19 protein-coding genes are annotated in these 17,492 nt (G+C 50.7%); 17 read left to right on the top strand and 2 right to left on the bottom strand.

Annotation, left to right across the window (positions count from 1 at the left end):
* From NSU14_RS15505 to NSU14_RS15495, 3 genes are read left to right on the top strand one after another with little or no spacing between them, the layout of a single operon-like run.
* On the top strand, positions 1 to 1,125 hold the full coding sequence (locus NSU14_RS15505) for a hypothetical protein (protein ID WP_076244923.1): 1,125 nt from the start codon (positions 1 to 3) through the stop codon (positions 1,123 to 1,125).
* Positions 1,122 to 2,105, top strand: coding sequence for an ABC transporter ATP-binding protein (locus NSU14_RS15500; RefSeq protein ID WP_340946048.1), 984 nt, complete (start codon positions 1,122 to 1,124; stop codon positions 2,103 to 2,105). The genes NSU14_RS15505 and NSU14_RS15500 overlap by 4 nt, the downstream gene beginning before the upstream one ends.
* A complete protein-coding gene (locus NSU14_RS15495; RefSeq protein WP_042136952.1) occupies positions 2,102 to 2,983 on the top strand; it encodes an ABC transporter permease in 882 nt (293 codons plus the stop codon). Before NSU14_RS15500 ends, NSU14_RS15495 begins: the two co-directional genes overlap by 4 nt.
* Before the next feature lie 75 nt (positions 2,984 to 3,058).
* On the opposite strand, the gene NSU14_RS15490 is transcribed toward NSU14_RS15495, so the two are convergent.
* On the bottom strand, positions 3,059 to 3,385 hold the full coding sequence (locus NSU14_RS15490; RefSeq protein ID WP_039292833.1) for a winged helix-turn-helix transcriptional regulator: 327 nt from the start codon (positions 3,383 to 3,385) through the stop codon (positions 3,059 to 3,061).
* Positions 3,386 to 3,679: 294 nt separating this feature from the next.
* On the opposite strand from NSU14_RS15490, the gene NSU14_RS15485 reads away from it, so the two are divergent.
* The 9 genes from NSU14_RS15485 (at position 3,680) to NSU14_RS15445 (ending at position 11,605) form a co-directional block, all read left to right on the top strand.
* Entirely contained in the window at positions 3,680 to 4,462 is a 783-nt protein-coding gene (locus tag NSU14_RS15485; RefSeq protein ID WP_336100595.1) for a GTP cyclohydrolase II, read from the top strand.
* Between the two features lie 110 nt (positions 4,463 to 4,572).
* Positions 4,573 to 5,628 carry an ABC transporter ATP-binding protein gene (locus NSU14_RS15480; protein WP_042136955.1) on the top strand — a complete coding sequence of 352 codons (1,056 nt, stop codon included), beginning with the start codon at positions 4,573 to 4,575 and terminating at the stop codon, positions 5,626 to 5,628.
* 70 nt (positions 5,629 to 5,698) lie between these two features.
* A complete protein-coding gene (locus NSU14_RS15475) occupies positions 5,699 to 6,493 on the top strand; it encodes an ABC transporter permease (protein ID WP_042141150.1) in 795 nt (264 codons plus the stop codon).
* Positions 6,494 to 6,499: 6 nt separating this feature from the next.
* Positions 6,500 to 7,285 carry an ABC transporter permease gene (locus tag NSU14_RS15470; RefSeq protein WP_039292825.1) on the top strand — a complete coding sequence of 262 codons (786 nt, stop codon included), beginning with the start codon at positions 6,500 to 6,502 and terminating at the stop codon, positions 7,283 to 7,285.
* 191 nt (positions 7,286 to 7,476) lie between these two features.
* Positions 7,477 to 8,451, top strand: coding sequence for an ROK family protein (locus NSU14_RS15465; RefSeq protein WP_042136957.1), 975 nt, complete (start codon positions 7,477 to 7,479; stop codon positions 8,449 to 8,451).
* A gap of 318 nt (positions 8,452 to 8,769) precedes the next feature.
* Positions 8,770 to 9,702, top strand: coding sequence for an NAD-dependent epimerase/dehydratase family protein (locus NSU14_RS15460; protein ID WP_340946042.1), 933 nt, complete (start codon positions 8,770 to 8,772; stop codon positions 9,700 to 9,702).
* A gap of 31 nt (positions 9,703 to 9,733) precedes the next feature.
* Positions 9,734 to 10,480 carry a 4'-phosphopantetheinyl transferase family protein gene (locus NSU14_RS15455; RefSeq protein WP_340946039.1) on the top strand — a complete coding sequence of 249 codons (747 nt, stop codon included), beginning with the start codon at positions 9,734 to 9,736 and terminating at the stop codon, positions 10,478 to 10,480.
* A 214-nt stretch (positions 10,481 to 10,694) separates the two neighbouring features.
* Positions 10,695 to 11,225, top strand: coding sequence for a hypothetical protein (locus NSU14_RS15450; protein ID WP_340948950.1), 531 nt, complete (start codon positions 10,695 to 10,697; stop codon positions 11,223 to 11,225).
* Positions 11,226 to 11,266: 41 nt separating this feature from the next.
* Positions 11,267 to 11,605, top strand: coding sequence for a DUF6054 family protein (locus NSU14_RS15445; protein ID WP_042136964.1), 339 nt, complete (start codon positions 11,267 to 11,269; stop codon positions 11,603 to 11,605).
* A 110-nt stretch (positions 11,606 to 11,715) separates the two neighbouring features.
* On the opposite strand, the gene NSU14_RS15440 is transcribed toward NSU14_RS15445, so the two are convergent.
* Positions 11,716 to 12,159, bottom strand: coding sequence for a DUF4395 domain-containing protein (locus NSU14_RS15440; protein WP_042136966.1), 444 nt, complete (start codon positions 12,157 to 12,159; stop codon positions 11,716 to 11,718).
* Between the two features lie 185 nt (positions 12,160 to 12,344).
* Here NSU14_RS15440 and NSU14_RS15435 point away from each other — a divergent pair, with 185 nt between their 5' ends.
* The 5 genes from NSU14_RS15435 to NSU14_RS15415 all read left to right on the top strand — a co-directional run bounded on the left by NSU14_RS15435 (position 12,345) and on the right by NSU14_RS15415 (position 17,430).
* Positions 12,345 to 12,914 (top strand): TetR/AcrR family transcriptional regulator, encoded by a 570-nt coding sequence (locus tag NSU14_RS15435; RefSeq protein WP_042136969.1) that lies wholly within the window; start codon positions 12,345 to 12,347, stop codon positions 12,912 to 12,914.
* 91 nt (positions 12,915 to 13,005) lie between these two features.
* Positions 13,006 to 14,460: a DHA2 family efflux MFS transporter permease subunit gene (locus NSU14_RS15430; protein WP_042141151.1), complete on the top strand. Its 1,455-nt coding sequence runs from the start codon at positions 13,006 to 13,008 to the stop codon at positions 14,458 to 14,460.
* 466 nt (positions 14,461 to 14,926) lie between these two features.
* Positions 14,927 to 15,259: a PadR family transcriptional regulator gene (locus tag NSU14_RS15425; RefSeq protein ID WP_039292805.1), complete on the top strand. Its 333-nt coding sequence runs from the start codon at positions 14,927 to 14,929 to the stop codon at positions 15,257 to 15,259.
* On the top strand, positions 15,256 to 16,590 hold the full coding sequence (locus NSU14_RS15420; protein WP_340946035.1) for an FtsW/RodA/SpoVE family cell cycle protein: 1,335 nt from the start codon (positions 15,256 to 15,258) through the stop codon (positions 16,588 to 16,590). Before NSU14_RS15425 ends, NSU14_RS15420 begins: the two co-directional genes overlap by 4 nt.
* A 63-nt stretch (positions 16,591 to 16,653) precedes the next feature.
* Positions 16,654 to 17,430, top strand: coding sequence for a M15 family metallopeptidase (locus NSU14_RS15415; RefSeq protein WP_340946033.1), 777 nt, complete (start codon positions 16,654 to 16,656; stop codon positions 17,428 to 17,430).
* The last annotated feature ends 62 nt before the right edge of the window (positions 17,431 to 17,492 follow it).

Genomic DNA, 17,492 nt, shown 5'->3' with positions numbered 1-17,492 from the left:
ATGAACAATAGAGCAAACGGGAATTCTCAGCCCGTGGGAACAGACGAGGCATGGGCTAAATTGCAGGAGAAGCTCGGACAAGAACCGGTAAATCCGGTTTGGGCCGAATGGGGCAAGCAGGAGGCAGCATTAGCGGCTCAAACAGAGGAAACTGTTATAACGGATTCTGTGGCAAGCGGAATCAATTCTATATCTTCAGTAAGAGCAAGAGAAAATACAGGTTCAGAGCTTCCGCAGAATTCCATCAGCAAATCACGCAGACCAGTGCTGAGCCGCAGCCGTAAGTGGGCTGCTGCCGCTGCAGGGGTTGCCATCTTCGCCGCTATTCTGGCTACTCCAGTAGGCAATACCGCCATGGCTGCTATCCTCAACCAGTTCCGGATGCAGGATGTAGCTGTAGTGGAAGAGAGCGATCTGCGCGATATGTTCTATCAGGTGAGCGGGGAAGGGAATTTCCACAAGACGATGAATTCCTTTGGCACTTTCACATTCGCTAACGGATCTGTCGAGGGCAAGCTCCCGGTTGGGGAAATACAAGGAGTGCTGGGATATGAACCTCTGAAGGGCCAAGATATGACTGGCATGAAGACTGTAGAGGTGAGTCCGTCCCGTGATATTACCCTTACGCTGAACGTGGATGAAGTGAATCAGGCGTTGAAGCGTGTAGGCTCGAACGATCTGTTGCCGGAGTCTGTGGACGGAAAACCGCTTACACTGCATTTGCCCGAAATTGTGAATTATGACCTGTCTCCAGATCCGGAGCATTGGGCTACTCTGTCACAGATGAATACACCTGTAGTTACTGTTGATCCTTCTATAGATATAGATGAAGCGTTGGATGCCGTAGTTAACTTTCCGCTAATTCCCGATTATCTGAGAAGTGACCTGCAGAAGAGCCGGATTCTGTCAGGCGATATTCCGATGCCGCTGATAAAGGGCAGCAATGATGAACAGATTACGGTGGCCGACACTTCTGTTATTCTTACCGAAATGAAGTTCAGCAGTGGCTATAGCTATTCTGCGGTCTGGGTCCAGGATGGTCAGATGCTCCAGCTTACTGGCGGAGATGTCTATCCAGACAGGGATCAATTCATTCAGAAAGTACAGGAGTTGATCACACAATGAGCAGCGTACCTGCAATTGATGCTAACGCCCTGACCAAAGAGTATACTAATGGACGCGGTTGCCGGGATGTTACCATCACTGTGGGGAAAGGGGAAGCCTTCGGCTTCCTCGGCCCCAACGGTGCAGGCAAGAGCACCTTCGTCAAAATGCTGGTGGGACTCATCTCGCCAACAGGCGGGAATGCTTCCATCCTGGGTCACCCGCTCGGTTCTCTTGAAGCCAAAGCCAAGATTGGATATTTGCCGGAGCTATACCGTTATCAGGAGTGGCTGACCGGAGAAGAGGTAGTCAGACTGCATGCCAAGCTATGCCGGATCGAGAAGACTCTGGCGGATAGAAGGATCCCACAGCTGCTGCAGGAAGTAGGCATTGGTCAGCGCGGGAAGGACAGGGTCAAGCATTATTCCAAGGGAATGCAGCAGCGGCTGGGACTGGCTTGTGCGCTAGTCAATGAGCCGGAAATTATGTTTCTTGATGAACCCTCCTCTGCTCTTGATCCAATCGGGAGAATGGAAGTACGGATGATTCTGGAGCGGCTGAAGGAGAGGGGGATCACGATATTTCTCAACTCCCATTTACTTGAGGATGTTGAAGTGCTGTGCGACCGGATGGCCCTGCTTAATAACGGGGCGGTCCTGCGGCACGGCAAAGTATCAGAGATCCTGAGCAAGCGGACCAGCTGGCATTTCAAAGTGGGCGGGTATACGCCTTTTTTGCTGTCCTGGCTGAATGAGCATACAGGGCTTAACATCCGGCAGACGGCCGCTGGAGCCGGAAAAACCGGGCAAGAGCCGGAATTAGGCAGCAGTGTCGTATGGCTGGAAGCAGAGCTGGACAACGAGGAGCAGGCGGGCTGGCTGAACGGGCTGATTGTGGAGCAGGGGATGACTCTATATGAAGTAACCCGCAAACAAGAACGGCTGGAAGAGTGGTTCATGGATGCCGTATCCGGACTTAGCCATAGGGGGGAGAGCGAATGAATACCATACTTGAAATGACATGGAAGGAAATGCTGCGCAAAAAGGTGATGCTGCTGACTCTGCTGCTCACGTTTGTCTTTCTGATCGCCTTCTGGTTTGTGGCCGATACGGTTGGAAAGAATGACCCCGGGGCGGGGTCCGTACATAACGGGAGCGAGCTGTTCACACGATTTACGAACGGCGCTTTTATTCTTAGTCTGGGATACTTTTTCGGCGCCTTTGTAATCGCCTTTCTGGCGATCTTCAGCTCGTTCTCGGTAATTGCCGGGGAAGCGGAACAAGGAGTCATGCAGGCATTGCTGCCCCGGCCGCTGCCCCGCTGGAAATGGTATCTTGGCCGCTGGCTCGGTTTCGTGACACTGGGTGCAGTATATGCCTTCATTCTATTTCTGGCTATCCTGCTGATCACAAATGTCCATGCGAGTGTACCCAGAGATCCGGCAGCACTAGTGAAGTCATTTCTGCTGTTTGCTTCTGTGGTTCCATTGTTAATCTCCGTATCCATGCTGGGCTCAGGGATTTTCTCGGCGCTGGGTAACGGTGTGTTCATGACGATGCTCTATGGGGCAGGGTTTCTGGGAGGAATGCTTGATAAGCTAAGCGGTTCGCTGCGGCTGGAGAACGACGCGCTGAATGTGCTCCATAATCTGACCGGAATCATGTCGATGCTGATGCCGGCAGATGCCTTGCAGCGCAGAATGACCGCCGAGCTGTTCAGTCTGAAGGATATCAGCGGCCTGGTTTCCCTAAGTAACGGCGGACTCAGCATCATTAATATCACCGCGTACCCGTCAGTGTCATTCATCGTATATGCTGTGTGTTATACCGTAATTGTATTTGCGATAGGAATTCTGCATTTTCAGCGCAAGGATTTATAAGACAAACAAACAGCGCCCTCAAAGTTTCCTGGTTAAGGAACCTTCAGGGGCGCTGCTTCGCATGCAGGCCGGCAATCATTTGGTCACGCCAATCTCAATCCAATCCGTGGACCAGTTACCGATTTCACCAAGAATGGGAGCCAGTGCCGTGCCTTTGTCGGTTAACGAATATTCAATACGCACAGGCATTTCAGGATATACCGTACGCTGAATGATGCCTTCGTTCTCCATTTCCTTCAGCCGGTCGGATAATACTTTGCCGCTTAGATTGGATAAGCAATGCTCGATTTCCCCGAATCTCCGCGGACCATCCATCAGTACGAATACGATCAGAGCAACCCACCGTTTACTAAGCACATCGACCGCTTTCTCGAAGCGTGGACACATTTCGAAATTGTTCATTAGCATCACCTCAACATTCATTATATCATAAACTTACAATAAGTAATCATTAATATTTAAATATATATTATAACTTGACGAACTTATATTACAATGATAAACTAACTTACAAATAGTTACTAGTGCAAAAAATGAATATTAAAATTTTACGAACCAGGCATAGGCTATTACGCATTTTCGGGAGAAAAGTTGCTTGGGCTATGCTATCAAAACTAAGTGTATGCTTCCGAAGCAAGTTTTGCGAAACGGAAACGAAGAAGCTAATGCTATCAAAACTTTTAGGACGGTGCACTCATGATCAAACCCGATATCCTTTCCATATTACAGAACAAAATCAAACGGATCTCAATGGAAGATTCCACGAATATACTGGTTGGTCCCATTACCTTGCCGGTGAACCTGGACGGGGAGACCGTTACCTTCAAATGGTACAGCTGGCTGAAAGTGACGGATGAGGAGCTTCAGCAAGCGGAGGGGAAAGAAGCAACAGAGCTGCTCATCAGCCGGTTGTCTTCGATGAACCTTGCGGATGGACAACAGTCGAGCGTACTTGTCTATGGGGATTTCGAGAACTCCGACGAAGCGCTGATCCGGATGCACAGCATCTGCCATACCGGCGATATTTTTGGCAGCAAACGCTGCGATTGCGGCTTCCAGCTGCACACATCGATGAAGATGATTGCCCAGCATGGTTCCGGTGCCCTCTTTTACCTGGCTAATCATGAGGGACGAGGCATCGGCCTTTTCAGCAAAGCCATGGCTTATATTTTGCAGGAAGAAGGATATGATACTGTTGAAGCTAATCTGGAGCTGGGCTTTGCCGATGATTCCAGAGATTACAGTGACGCGATCAGTGTGCTTCAGTCCCTGCGCAGCAAACCGGTGACCCTGATCACCAATAATCCGAAGAAGATGGAAGCTCTGAGAGCTGCCGGAATGAACACGGTCAAAAGAGTACCGCTATGGGGCGATGTCTCGGTCTTCAACGAAAAGTATCTGCGTACCAAAGTAGCCCGCTCGGGACATCTGGAGGCTGTGCAGAGCGCGGATTTTTTTGAGGGCAGAGTAGCTAAATAAGCCGGCCGTACTCTGGCAGAGCAGAATGGTAAGGGAAATAGGTAGTACTTTTGGATTCATTCTATTATAATGGGGTACTGAACCCAATACTTAGCTTAGTGAGGTAACCTATGAATGCTATTCAAGTGCAGGACTTGCGCAAGACATTTAAAGTCCAAAAAAACCGCGAGGGCCTCAAAGGGGCCTTCGCTGATTTGTTTAAACGGCAATATTCCGAAGTGACCGCAGTGAAGGACATTTCGTTCAGTATTCCGGAAGGCGAAATATGCGGATACATCGGGGAGAACGGGGCCGGCAAATCGACCACGATTAAGATGCTCACCGGGATTCTCGTACCTACCGCCGGCAGTCTGTCTGTAGGCGGCTTCGTGCCGTATGCGGAACGGGAGAAGTTCGTACAGAATATCGGAGTCGTATTCGGACAGCGCAGCCAGCTCTGGTGGGATATCGGTGTCATCGAATCGTTCCAGCTGTTGCGCAAGGTATACCGGGTCTCCGAGCAGGATTTCAAAAAACGGCTGGATGAGCTCGTCGAGCGCCTGGAGCTGCAGGAGCTGCTGAACCGTCCGGTACGCAAGCTCAGTCTCGGACAGCGGATGCGCTGTGAGCTGGTCGCTGCGCTGCTGCACAACCCGTCAATTCTGTTTCTGGATGAGCCGACGATCGGCCTTGATATTGTCGTGAAGTCGGAGATTCGTGAGTTCCTCAAGGATATGAACCGTGAGCATGGTACAACCATTCTGCTGACGACGCATGATCTGCAGGATATTGAAGCTCTCTGCTCGCGGGTAATCATGCTGGATGACGGGCGGATTATCTATGACGGGGGTCTGGAGGATCTCAAGCAGCGGTGGGGAACCGGACGCGAGGTGCAGTTTCAGTTCGGTACTGCGACGAAGCTGCAGCAGCTGGTTCAGTGGACAGAGGGGATGCCGGTTACCTGGACCGCCGAGAATGAGCTGGGTGCCAAGGTATGGATTCCGCTCGAGCTGAATGTATCGGATGTACTGGGCCGGGTGGTTGGACAGGCAGATATTACAGACATCAAAATCATTGAGACGAACACGGACGATATTGTCCGCAGTATTTATCAGTCAGGTTCGGCAGAGAAACCGGAAGAGATGATAGCAGCACTCCGAGATGAGAAAGAGGTCATCCATGTCTGAGCAGCTTAATGGTGCAGTTGCCTCCTCCGGAGGCTCTTCAGGCGGTTCTGGAGAGAACGGACGCAGGCTGCTGCTCGGCGCTTATTTCGATTTCATCCGCATCCGCTTCCTGACGATGCTGGCCTACCGGATCAATTACTATTCAGGAATTCTGATCTACACGCTGAATATCGGGGTTAACTATTTCACCTGGAAAGCTATATATGGCAACGGGGAGTCGCTAGGCGGCTTTACCGGAGCGCAGATGACTACGTATGTGGCCGTCTCATGGATGGCCCGGGCGTTCTATTTCAATAACCTGGACAGGGAGATTTCTACCGATATCCGTGACGGCAGCATCGCGATTCAGTTCATCCGCCCTTATAACTATGTTCTGGTCAAAATGATGCAGGGACTTGGCGAAGGCCTGTTCCGCTTCATGATGCTGATGATTCCGGGCATGGTGATTGCCATTCTGCTGTTTCCGGTGCAGTTGCCGACAGAACCATCCGCCTGGATCGGTTTCCTGGTGATGCTCTTCTTCAGCTTCCTGATCAGCTCACAGATTAATATCATAACGGGGCTCTCTGCATTCTTCGTCGAGAATAATGAGGGGATGATGCGCATGAAGCGTGTTATCGTTGACCTGTTTTCCGGCCTGATCGTCCCGATTACGCTGTTTCCGGGCTGGTTAGCGTCCATTCTCAAGGTTCTGCCCTTTCAGGCCATCACGTATCTGCCGGGTTCCGTATTCACGGGCCGTGTGCAGGGAGTGGGCATTTGGAATGTGCTGGGCATCCAGGTGATCTGGTTCCTGGTCCTGCTGGTTCCGATTGTCTGGCTATATCACGCAGCGCGCCAGCGGCTGTTCGTGCAGGGAGGTTGAGCCGGAATGTACTATTTGGGCTTGTTAATTGAATATCTGAAAAATTATATGAAGACAAGGTTAACCTACCGTGCTGATTTCTGGGTGGAGGTGGTTTCCGATCTGCTCTTCCAGGCAACGAACTTTATCTTCATTCTGGTCATTTTCATGCATACCGACAGCCTGGGCGGCTGGAATCAGAACGAAGTGGTGTTCGTCTACGGCTTCTTCATGGTGCCGTTCGGCGTGTTCAGCTGCTTCGTGAATATGTGGGGCTTCAGTGAGCGTTATATCGTCAAAGGCGAGATGGACCGTATTCTGACCCGTCCGGCGCATAACCTGTTCCAGATCTTCCTGGAGAATGTGGACCCGCCGTCACTTGTGGGTTCCTTCATCGGACTGATTGTTATGGCCATCAGCGGCAGCAATCTGGGCTTGCCGTTCGAATGGTGGACCATTCCGATGCTGATTATCCTGACACTCAGTGCGGTAGCAATCTATACCGGCATCTATACGACATTGACTTCACTGTCGTTCTACTCGGATGCGCCGACGGGTATTCTGCCGCTGATGTATAATATCCAGACCTACGGCCGTTATCCGGTTACGATCTACAACCGGGCGATTCAGGTGCTGCTAACCTGGATTATCCCGTTTGCCTTTGTCGGGATCTATCCGGCAGCCCTGTTCCTCCACCGTGATGAGATGAAGGGGATGGCGCTGCTGACCCCCGTTGTGGGTGCAGTGTTCCTCGGCATCGGCCTGATGGCCTGGAGCTATGGCGTTAAGCGGTACAAAGGTGCGGGGTCTTAAGGGATTCCGCAAAGAACATTATACAGGGTCGTCCAAGCAGCTATTCATTGGCTGGCGCGGACGGCCCTTTTTTGTGTAGAAAATACTATAACAATGCTCAAAAAATCCTACCTGTCCAATACATGAAAGCGCATAATAAGTGGTGAGAGTAAAGTAAGGATAAGGACAATTGCTGTAAAGGAGCAGAAGCGATGAACAATTATACTATAGGCGTCGATTTGGGCGGCACCAATATCAAAGCGGGATTGTTCGATGGGGATTTCAACGCAGTCGAGGAGCTGTCTCTGCCAACGGAAGCGGCGGCAGGACCGGCGCATGTGCTGGAGCGGATCAGATTGGCCGTTACACAGCTGACAGAGGGCAAGGGGATAGATCAGCAGCAGATCACCTGTATGGGGATGGGAATTCCCGGTCTGCTGGACCCGGAGGAAGGCCTGTCCATCTTTTCGCCTAACTTTCCCGGATGGGAACAAATACATATAGTGAATGCAATGAAACCCTTTTATGATTATCCGGTCTACATCGATAATGATGTGCGGGTTAACTTATATGGGGAATGGCAGCAGGGAGCCGGAAAAGGATGCCGTAACCTGGTGCTGCTCACACTTGGAACCGGACTGGGCTCAGGCATTGTCGATGACGGCAAGGTGTTGTACGGAACAACCTTCAGCGCTGGTGAAATCGGACATATGAATATGTACCGGCAGGGCCGGCCCTGCCGCTGCGGGAGCTCCGGCTGTCTCGGGAGGTATGTATCTGCTGTGGGTATGGTCAACACGTTCAAAGAGAAGCTGCTGGATGGCAGGAGCAGTCTGATTCAGACTTGGACGAATCAGGATGACGGACAAATTACCGCAAAAATGATTTCGGAGGCTTATGATCTCGGGGACCCGCTGGCGATTGAGGTCATGCATGAAACCGGAGAACTGCTGGGGTACGGTCTGGCTAATGTAATTAATCTGCTGAACCCGGAGCTGATCATTATTGGAGGCGGTATGGCTGCCGCAGGAGAACGGCTGCTGGGCAGCGTCCGCGGCACTGTAAATGCTCATGCGCTGAAGCTCTCAGGGAGCAAATGCAGGATCGTTCAAGCCGAACTGGGCAGCAGGGCGGGCACACTTGGCGCAGCAGTATATGCGGACCAGAGACTGAATGCTCTTAAATGATGATTGACCGGAACAATGATCGGCGAAGATTAACGTAAGGTGATGCAAAACTATTGAATCTCAATAATTCACCATATCTACATATTAAGGACCTTAAACGACAATAATCGTCAAATTATCCCAATGATGACAGCATATTCTTGGCTGTATACTAATAGCAGGTTAAGAATTCGGCAGCAGTTCTATATCCGGCAGTTCCTGAGGAAGCGGCATGTAACGGTTCTTCATAACTGCTAAACATCATCCCGGGCAGACTGAATAAACACTGAAGCTGGTGGCTGAAGGTATTCATACGCTCGATAAGGAGCCGGTAATGTTATGAATCTCGTAATCGGAGGCAATGGCGGTTTAGGCCATTCCATTACCCAAGAATTACTGTGGCGGGGGAAGCTGGTAACAGCGACCTATCATCGTTCTAATGAGGCACTAAGCAGACTGAGAGGACCTCTGCTGACTATGGCTTCACTGGATATACAAGATGAGAGGGCTCTTGCTGCTCTCCTGACAGGAGTGAAAACGGTCTACTTCTGTCTTAATGTGCCTTACCAGGACTGGTACACGATCATGCCCAAAGCGCTGGAACGGGTTACCGCGAAGCTGCATTCCGGGCAGACGCTGGTATTTCCCGGCAATGTCTACGGATACGGCAGATTCCAATACCTTCCCGCGGATGAGAACCATCCCAAGGCGGCTCTTACCCGTAAAGGAAAGCTCCGTAACCAGCTGGAAGAGCTGCTGAAGAAGCGGGCAGCGGAGAACGGCTTCCGCTATGTCATTCCGCGTTATCCCGACTACTATGGTCCCAACGTTACGAACAGGGTATTCGGACCGATATTCAACGGAGCGCTGCGGGCCAAAACCATCGCCTGGCCGGTCAGGCTGGATGTTTCCCATGATCTGGTCTATATCCGTGATGCGGCCAAAGCAGCCGTGCTGCTGGCGTATAGCGGGGAAGAAGGGGAATGGCATGTGTCGGGCTCCGGGGCGATTGAAGGCGGCCAGTTCCTGAATATCATCCAGGATGAAGCAGACAGTCCAAGGAAATGCCGGACCCTCCCGGGCTGGGCAGTTGGTTTGGCAGGTATATTCGATAAAGAAGCTAAGGAATTCCATGAGCTGCTATACGAATTCCAGTATCCGCTGGTGCTGAGCGAGAACAAATTCATGAAGCGGTTCCCGGAATATACTCCAACCGCTTACAAGGATGCAGTCAAAGAAACCTTGGGCTGGTTCCGGGAGCAGCAGGAATAGACCGGAGAACCGATAGGAGGCATGGCCGTTCATGCATATCATTGCTGTATCACTCGGGACCGCTTTTTCGGTTCCTGAGCTGCTGCCCCATGTGTCACCGGAGCGCCGGATGAGCAGCAGCCGGCTGAAACGTGAAGACGATGTTCGCAGGTCTCTTATCGGAGACATCCTTGCCCGGATGTTCGCCATGGATATGGAGGGAATGCGGAATGATGAGATCCGTTTTGACAAAGGGGTGTTTGGCAAACCCCGGCTGTCTGCTATGCGTGAACCGTGGGACTATAACCTCTCACATTCGGGAAAATGGGTAGCAGGTATCGTCAGCCGCAAGGGACAGCGGGTTGGAATCGACATTCAGAAGATGGCTGCCATAAATCCGGCGTTAGCCCGGTACAGCCTGTCCCCTGAAGAAATGGAGCAATACCAGAGCTTGAAATCAGAGGCTCAAATACGCTATTACTATGACTTGTGGACGCGTAAGGAGAGTTATCTGAAGATGGAGGGCATTGGCCTGACGATTCCAATCCGATCTGTATTCTCCGAGCAGTACGCTTTGAAGTATGAGCAGTCTGTGCTTAGTGACCGGCTGCCCGATCATGCGTTCAGGCAATATCCGGTAGATCCGGGTTACGTGCTGACCGCTTGTTCAACAGATTTCCGCTTTCCTGATCAGTATTTGGTGGTCCGGGCTAAGGATCTTGCTGAAGTGTTTCTGCGGCGCTGCCGGCTGCAGGCGGAGCAATCCGCTTCAGAGCCTGACGGACTCACCGTCTTGTAGGGAAGATGGCACCTGCCAGCCGATATTAGATATACTGGGCACAGAATGTCATTGCACTGCGCGACACTTACATATAGCAGCGATTGCCAATCATGGCACCGCTGCTTTTTTGGCGAGTATTACCATTCAGGGCTTAGTTTCTAGGTCTCAGAATTGTACGCGATCCGGGGTAGCATGATATGCTGTAGATATTGAAGCTCACAGGAGGGTAATGATGAAACGAGACATTCAGCATGTGCCTTATGGTTATGAACCGCCAGCCGGTGAACGCAAAGGGACCTTGATCTTCTATGATTCATTCGAGCATATCTCGGATATGGATTTGTTGAAGGCGGCTGAGACAGCGATTGAGCGCAAATTCACCAAGCTGGTGCTGTATCCGCTGCATGAAGAAACCGTGAGACGGATGACGAAGGAGCCGGTGCAGGCTTTTTATAAACGGGAGGACCGGCTGCATGAGTGGAAAAGAGATCAGGGGCGCTCTTTCATTACCGTGGAAAGTCTGGAGGGGAAACGCAAGAAATACACCCCGCTTGATTCTGCGCTGCGCCATATCAGCGAGGTCTATTCCGCACCTTACTTTCTCTATCTGACTCCGGAGATGGCTAATCTGTTCGCTTCCTATTCCTCATTCGAGGAATGGATCGTCAAGCTGCGTTTGCTGTTGTCAGAAGCGCCCGCACAACTGCATCCGCGGCTGGAGAAATTCCGTCACCGCTGGGATGTGGCTGGCGAAGGCCGCTAGGCAAATAGTTGTATACCTAAACCCGTGGGAGGGTGATGAGCATGAATGAGGCCTATCAACTCGATGTCAGATTGCAGCCCAATGAGACGCTTGCGCTGATCAAAGAGGGAATGACGCAGGAGTCGGAGCTGTTGTACGAGGAGCTGAATGATCTCGGTGAAGGCAAGATGATCGGAACGCTGGTCTATGAGCGGTATTATTTCCGGTCCGGTAATCAGGCGGCGCTGGTGATTCTAGTGGATAATCTGAAGGGCAGAAGTAATGTCCGGCTTATTCCGGCGGGAGGCTCCAACGGATTGATCCTTAAGCTCGATTGGGGCGCCGGCAAAAGCTTCGCTTCTTCAGTGGAGCGAATTCTGGCGGATTATATTGTGGAATAACCGGGGATGTTAAGGAGAAGGAGCTTGGAGGCCAGCATAGGTCTGGCAGCATACTGCTGCTGCTGTGGCTTACTGGCCTTGTAAGATACACCGTACGGGCAGACTCCTGCTTATTTGTGGAGGGCTGCCTGTTTGCGTCTATAGGTATACATTCTCCACTGGTAGTGGATGAAGCACCCGATGCAGAAGCCGAGGATAGCTACTGTGGCTGCTACCGCAACCATGATCGTGAAGATATAAGCCGCTACGGTCCAGCCGGCAAGGAAGCTGACCAGCCCTGCAGTCAGGCAGAAGACGGCAATGCTCTGGTTGAACTGCTGCTGTTCCCAGTCTTCCAGTACATAGGCGGAGCGCTCCTTAGTCAGGAAGTTCGCCGCAACCTTGATCACCGGATTATATCCGAAGATTAGGCCAGACAGTCCTGCGGCAAGCGGCAGGGCAAGAATCCAGTAAGCTCCCGTAAACAGTGACAATAATACAGAAATTACGATAAAAGCCTGATTAGTTCTGACTAACGGCCGGGGAATTCCCTTAATGATTGAAGGCTCACTCATTTAAATCACACCTTTCGCATTGGAATAATTAAATTATAACCAATGATCCGCAATGTGGCAATCGGTAAGCGTAAACATTAAAATTTGAAATTATTATCCATTGACAGCCGGAGCCCACTCGTGGTTTTATTATGTAGACCAATTGTTATAAAAGTGCAGAAACATCTATAAAGGAAGTGTCCGGCTTGTCAAACAAGCATAATGCACGTGAAGCTATTCTGGATACGGCTTCAAGATTGTTTTTCACACAGGGCTATCATGCAACCGGACTAAATCAGATCATCAAGGACAGCGATTCGCCCAAAGGATCATTGTATTATTATTTTCCTCACGGCAAAGAAGAGCTGGTGTTGACCTGTATTAACCGGACAAGTGAAATGGTCTCCCAAAATTTGCGGCATTATGTAGAGAGTGAAGACTCACCTGCTCAGGCAGTGCAGAATTTCATTCTGTCTATGGCCAGGGAAGCGGAGGAATCGTCTTTTGAAGGATTGGTGCCGTTCAGCTTCTGGGTAGCCGTGGAGACTTCCTGTGTCAGCAATGAGCTGCGAACCGCTTGTCAATGTGTGTTCAAGGATTGGCAGGATGTGATCGCCCAGCGTCTGATGAAGGATGGCATGCAGGAGGAAGCTGCTGTGGGAAAAGCGACTGTTGTGGTCTCCTTGTTTGAAGGTGCGCTGCTCCTGGCGTTAACCTGCCGAAATGTCCAGCCGCTGGTTGCGGCAGCAGAGAGTATTCCGGCAATACTGGCTTAAGGTTTCATAGTACCATCGCAAGACTGCAACACAGTAACAAATAGAGAGAGAACAAACAGATTATCAGGAGGATATGAGAGTGAACGCAACTATGACTGGTAAGGGGCACACAGAGCCCCGCAAATTTAAGACCCTTCCAATTCTCGTCTCCTTATTGCTTGCCGGATTTATCGGCATGTTCAGTGAGACCGCATTAAATGTAGCCTTAAGTGATCTTATGAATGTATTACAAATTACTCCGACCACAGCGCAATGGCTGACTACAGCTTACCTGCTGACGCTGGGGATTCTGGTTCCGATCTCCGGGCTGCTCCTGCAGTGGTTCACGACCAGACAGCTGTTCATTGCTGCGCTATGCTTCTCGATTGCGGGAACATTCCTGGCTGCAATGGCGCCGAATTTCGAATTCCTGCTTACAGCGCGTGTGGTTCAGGCGATGGGAACTGCACTTCTTTTGCCGCTGATGTTCAATACGATCCTGATTATTATCCCTGCTGAGAAAAGAGGCGCGGCGATGGGGCTCATCGGCCTCGTCATCATGGTAGCTCCAGCGATCGGCCCTACTATTGCCGGCTTGCTTATTGAGAGTCTGAGCTGGCACTGGATCTTCTGGCTGTCCCTGCCGTTCCTTGTGATCGCGCTGTTCAGCGGAATTTTCTTCATGCAGAACGTCACAGAAGTGACCAAGCCGAAGATTGATATCCTCTCGATTGTATTATCCTCACTTGGTTTCGGCGGCGTTGTGTATGGATTCAGCAGCGCCGGTGAAGCGGAAGGCTGGGGAAGTCCGAAGGTGATTATCGCCATTGCTATTGGTGTAATTGCGCTCGTTCTATTCTGCATCCGGCAGTTGACGATGAAGCAGCCGATGATTAATCTGCGTGCCTTCAAATTCCCGATGTTCGTGGTCGGTGTACTGATGGTCTTCATTTGCATGATGGTGATTCTGTCTTCGATGCTGATTCTTCCAATGTACCTGCAGCAGGGACAAGGCTATACAGCGTTTAAAGCAGGCTTACTGCTGCTGCCGGGCGGAATTATCAACGGACTGATGTCACCAGTGATGGGACGCCTGTTCGATAAATACGGTCCGAAATGGCTCGTTATTCCAGGACTTGTGCTCGTTGCTGTCTCGCTGTGGTTCTTCTCGAGTATTACAGCAACTTCTACCGTTATCTTCGTAATTGTACTTCACAGCGTGCTGATGATCGGAATCTCGATGATTATGATGCCTGCCCAGACGAACGGGATCAACCAGCTTCCGCTGGAATACTATCCTGACGGTACAGCGATCATGAATACTCTGCAGCAGGTTGCAGGGGCGATTGGTACGGCTCTGGCAGTAAGCATTATGACCTCCGGTACCAAGAGCTACATGAAGACTGTAACTGATCCTGGTGATCCGCTGAATATTGGCGCTGCATTTACCCATGGGGTACAGAATGCGTTCATCTTCGGCATGGTGATGGCCATTATCGGTCTGGTTGTTGCTTTCTTCCTCAAACGTGTTATTGTCTCGCACAAAACACAGGCTTCCATGCACTAATCTCATTAATTGACTGCAAGCACATCCGTAATCCGGGTGTGCTTTTTTGCTATGTGCAATATGGAGCTTACAGAGCATTCATTGTATAAAATCCTGCCCTAAATACAACATTTCCCTCATGATATCGCTCCTAATTCATATTTGTTGTAAAAAAGGCAACATTTCTCCTACTCCAAACGGATTATTTGGACAATTCTTGTATTTCGTACAACAATCCTCTCTGGCGCCCGGGTATCTGGGGATCAAAGTTGTAAAACGTACAACATAAATGCCCAAGAGGCAGCTTATGCGCAAATATTAACGGGTTACTTGTCTGCAAGCTTAAAGGTTACTCATATGCAACTTAACGGATTACTCATATGGCTGACGTGGAGACAATCTCTGGACATCAACTGGGAATTAAAGTATATTAAGCATAGATTAACGATGTATCGACGGACAGCCATTCGTACGGGAGGGAATGCCGATGAAAGTCAGTAAAGAAATGCTGAAGGGCAGCACGGGGACCTTGATTCTCACTCTGCTGCTCGATAAGCCGTTATACGGCTACGAACTGATTAAAGAGCTGGAGCAGCGCTCGCAGGGGGTATTTTCCCTGAAGGAGGGCACGCTCTATCCAATACTCCATGCGATGGAGAGCGAACGCTGGGTAGAGGCGTATTGGCTTGAGGTAGAAGGGCGCAAACGCAAATATTACCGGCTGCTGGATGAAGGCAAGGCGAAGCTGCAGGAGAAGAGAGCAGAATGGAATCTTTTCAAAGGCGCGGTGGATTCGGTACTGGGGGAGGGCGGCGCATGATGGAGCAGCGGAAGAAGCTGGACAACTATCTGGACAGGGTGTGTGCAGAGGTTAGAGCCAAAGGGATGCACAGGGAGATAAGGGAGGAACTCAGCGGGCACTTCCAGGACTTGATGCTGGAGCGGCAGCAGCTTGGTGCAACTGAAGAAGAAGCACAGCAATATGCGATCGCGCAAATGGGTGATCCGCAGGTGGTCGGCCGGGATCTGCACAGAATCCATAAACCGCGGATTCCGTGGGGGCTGCTCACCGCAGTAATGATGTTGTCAGCTGTAAGTCTGCTGGGGATGGGGGCTATAGAAGCCGGAACCTCCTTCAACCCGGCCCTATCTGATCTGACGATGCGCCAGACGGTGTATATCATCCTTGGGATCGCCGTTATGACAGGAATGTACTTCGTCAATTTCAAGCTGCTTCAGAAAGCATCAGGATTCATCTATGCTGCAGCATTAATGGCTATCGTTGCCAGCCTATTGCTGGGTCCTGAATTAATCAATGGGAATAGACGTTATGTTGGTTTTATGGGCTTTTATTTTGATCTGGTTGGATACAGTCCTTATATATTTGTTGTCGCTCTGACAGGAATATGGACCAGCCGCAGCTTTATGCTGAAATGGAGCAGACGGACCAGGGAATTCGCGGAGTTAGCCTTACTGCTGCTGCCTGCGGTGATCTATGCGGCGATCCGGTCTTTACCGGAGCTGGTGGTTTATTTGGCAGTATCGCTGACGCTATATGTATGGATAACACGGCGCTGGATTACAGCCGGATTAATGGCTATAACATTTGTGTCGGGCGGAGCCATCTATGTTTGGAATAATTTGAACTTGCGTGACAGGGTCATCGGAGCGATAAATCATAATTACATGCTTAATGGCCCGGGTTACCTCAACCGCAGAATTCACGAGACCATTACATCCGCAGGCTGGAGAGGGTATGGCTTCGGAGGTGCGGAAGAAGGACTGCCGTATGCTTATTCGGATCTTTTTCCGGTATTTCTGGTTCAATGCTTCGGCTGGGCCGGGGGTTTGCTCTTCATCGCGGCAGTGGGCTGGTTCGTTCTCAAAATGATCTCCTATACCCGCGCTGTACGCGATACCTACGGGCGGATGGTTATCCTTGCTCTGGCCCTTATGCTAGCCATCCGCTTAGCTTATGGTCTATCGATCCTCAGCGGAAGAATGCCAATTACAGCTATACCGTTCCCATTCCTCAGCTACGGACAGCATGTCTTCATTGAATTCGCCGCTGTCGGGCTGCTGATGGGTGTCTACCGGCGGAAGGATATGCTCCCTGCGGACACAAGCCTAGACTTAACTATGGACGCCTAGTGCGGCTGCACGTATACTGGTAGGGTGAAAATACGGACGAGGCAGGAGAGGGGGAGCATTGTGATGAAGCTGCGAAATACAGGTAGAAAATTAGGGCTGGTCTCATGTGCGCTTATCCTAGGCGGAGCTACGCTTTTAACGGCAACAGCAACAGCAGCCACAGCGGCTGCTCCTAAGCTACAGAATACAGCCGCAGCCCCGGCGCAAAGCAAGGTGGAGAAGAAACACAATCTGCCCGGCGGCTTTGTGTATCTGGATGAAGTGATTCCAACGGCGCAGTATGAGATACGCTACTACAGTGAGAATAATTTTACCGGAACAAGGGTGGACGGGTATAAGGCTCCGCTGGCGATTTTCTCGCGGACAGCAGCGAGTGCGCTGAAGAAAGTCAGTGAGGATCTGGCTGGCAAAGGGTATATCCTGAGAATCTATGATGCCTACCGTCCGCAACAAGCCGTTAATCACTTCGTACGCTGGTCACAGGATGCCGCGGATATTAAGATGAAGCAGCAGTATTATCCCAAGCTGGACAAGCGTAATCTGTTCAAGCTGGGCTTCATCTCCAAGAAATCGGGGCATTCGCGGGGCAGCACTATCGATCTGACACTGGCTGATAAAAAAACAGGGGCACTGGTTGACATGGGCAGCCCGTATGATTTCTTCGGCGAGATTTCTTACTATAATACCACTCTGGTCAACAGTACCCAGCATGCCAACCGTAAAGTTCTTAAGGATGCCATGTCGAAGCAGGGCTTCAAGCCCTATACCAAGGAGTGGTGGCATTTCACACTGATCAAGGAGCCTTATCCACAGCAGTATTTTAACTTTAATGTGGAGTGAGGCTGTTCCAAAGCTTCGCAGAACGGTTAATGATTAATATAAGTTTAGTCCCTGAAGTTTGC

This window comes from Paenibacillus sp. FSL R10-2771, from assembly GCF_038000205.1.
GTDB lineage: Bacteria > Bacillota > Bacilli > Paenibacillales > Paenibacillaceae > Paenibacillus_AQ > Paenibacillus_AQ phytohabitans.
Note: the sequence above shows the minus strand (reverse complement) of the source record. Positions and strands in the feature narration are given on the sequence as shown.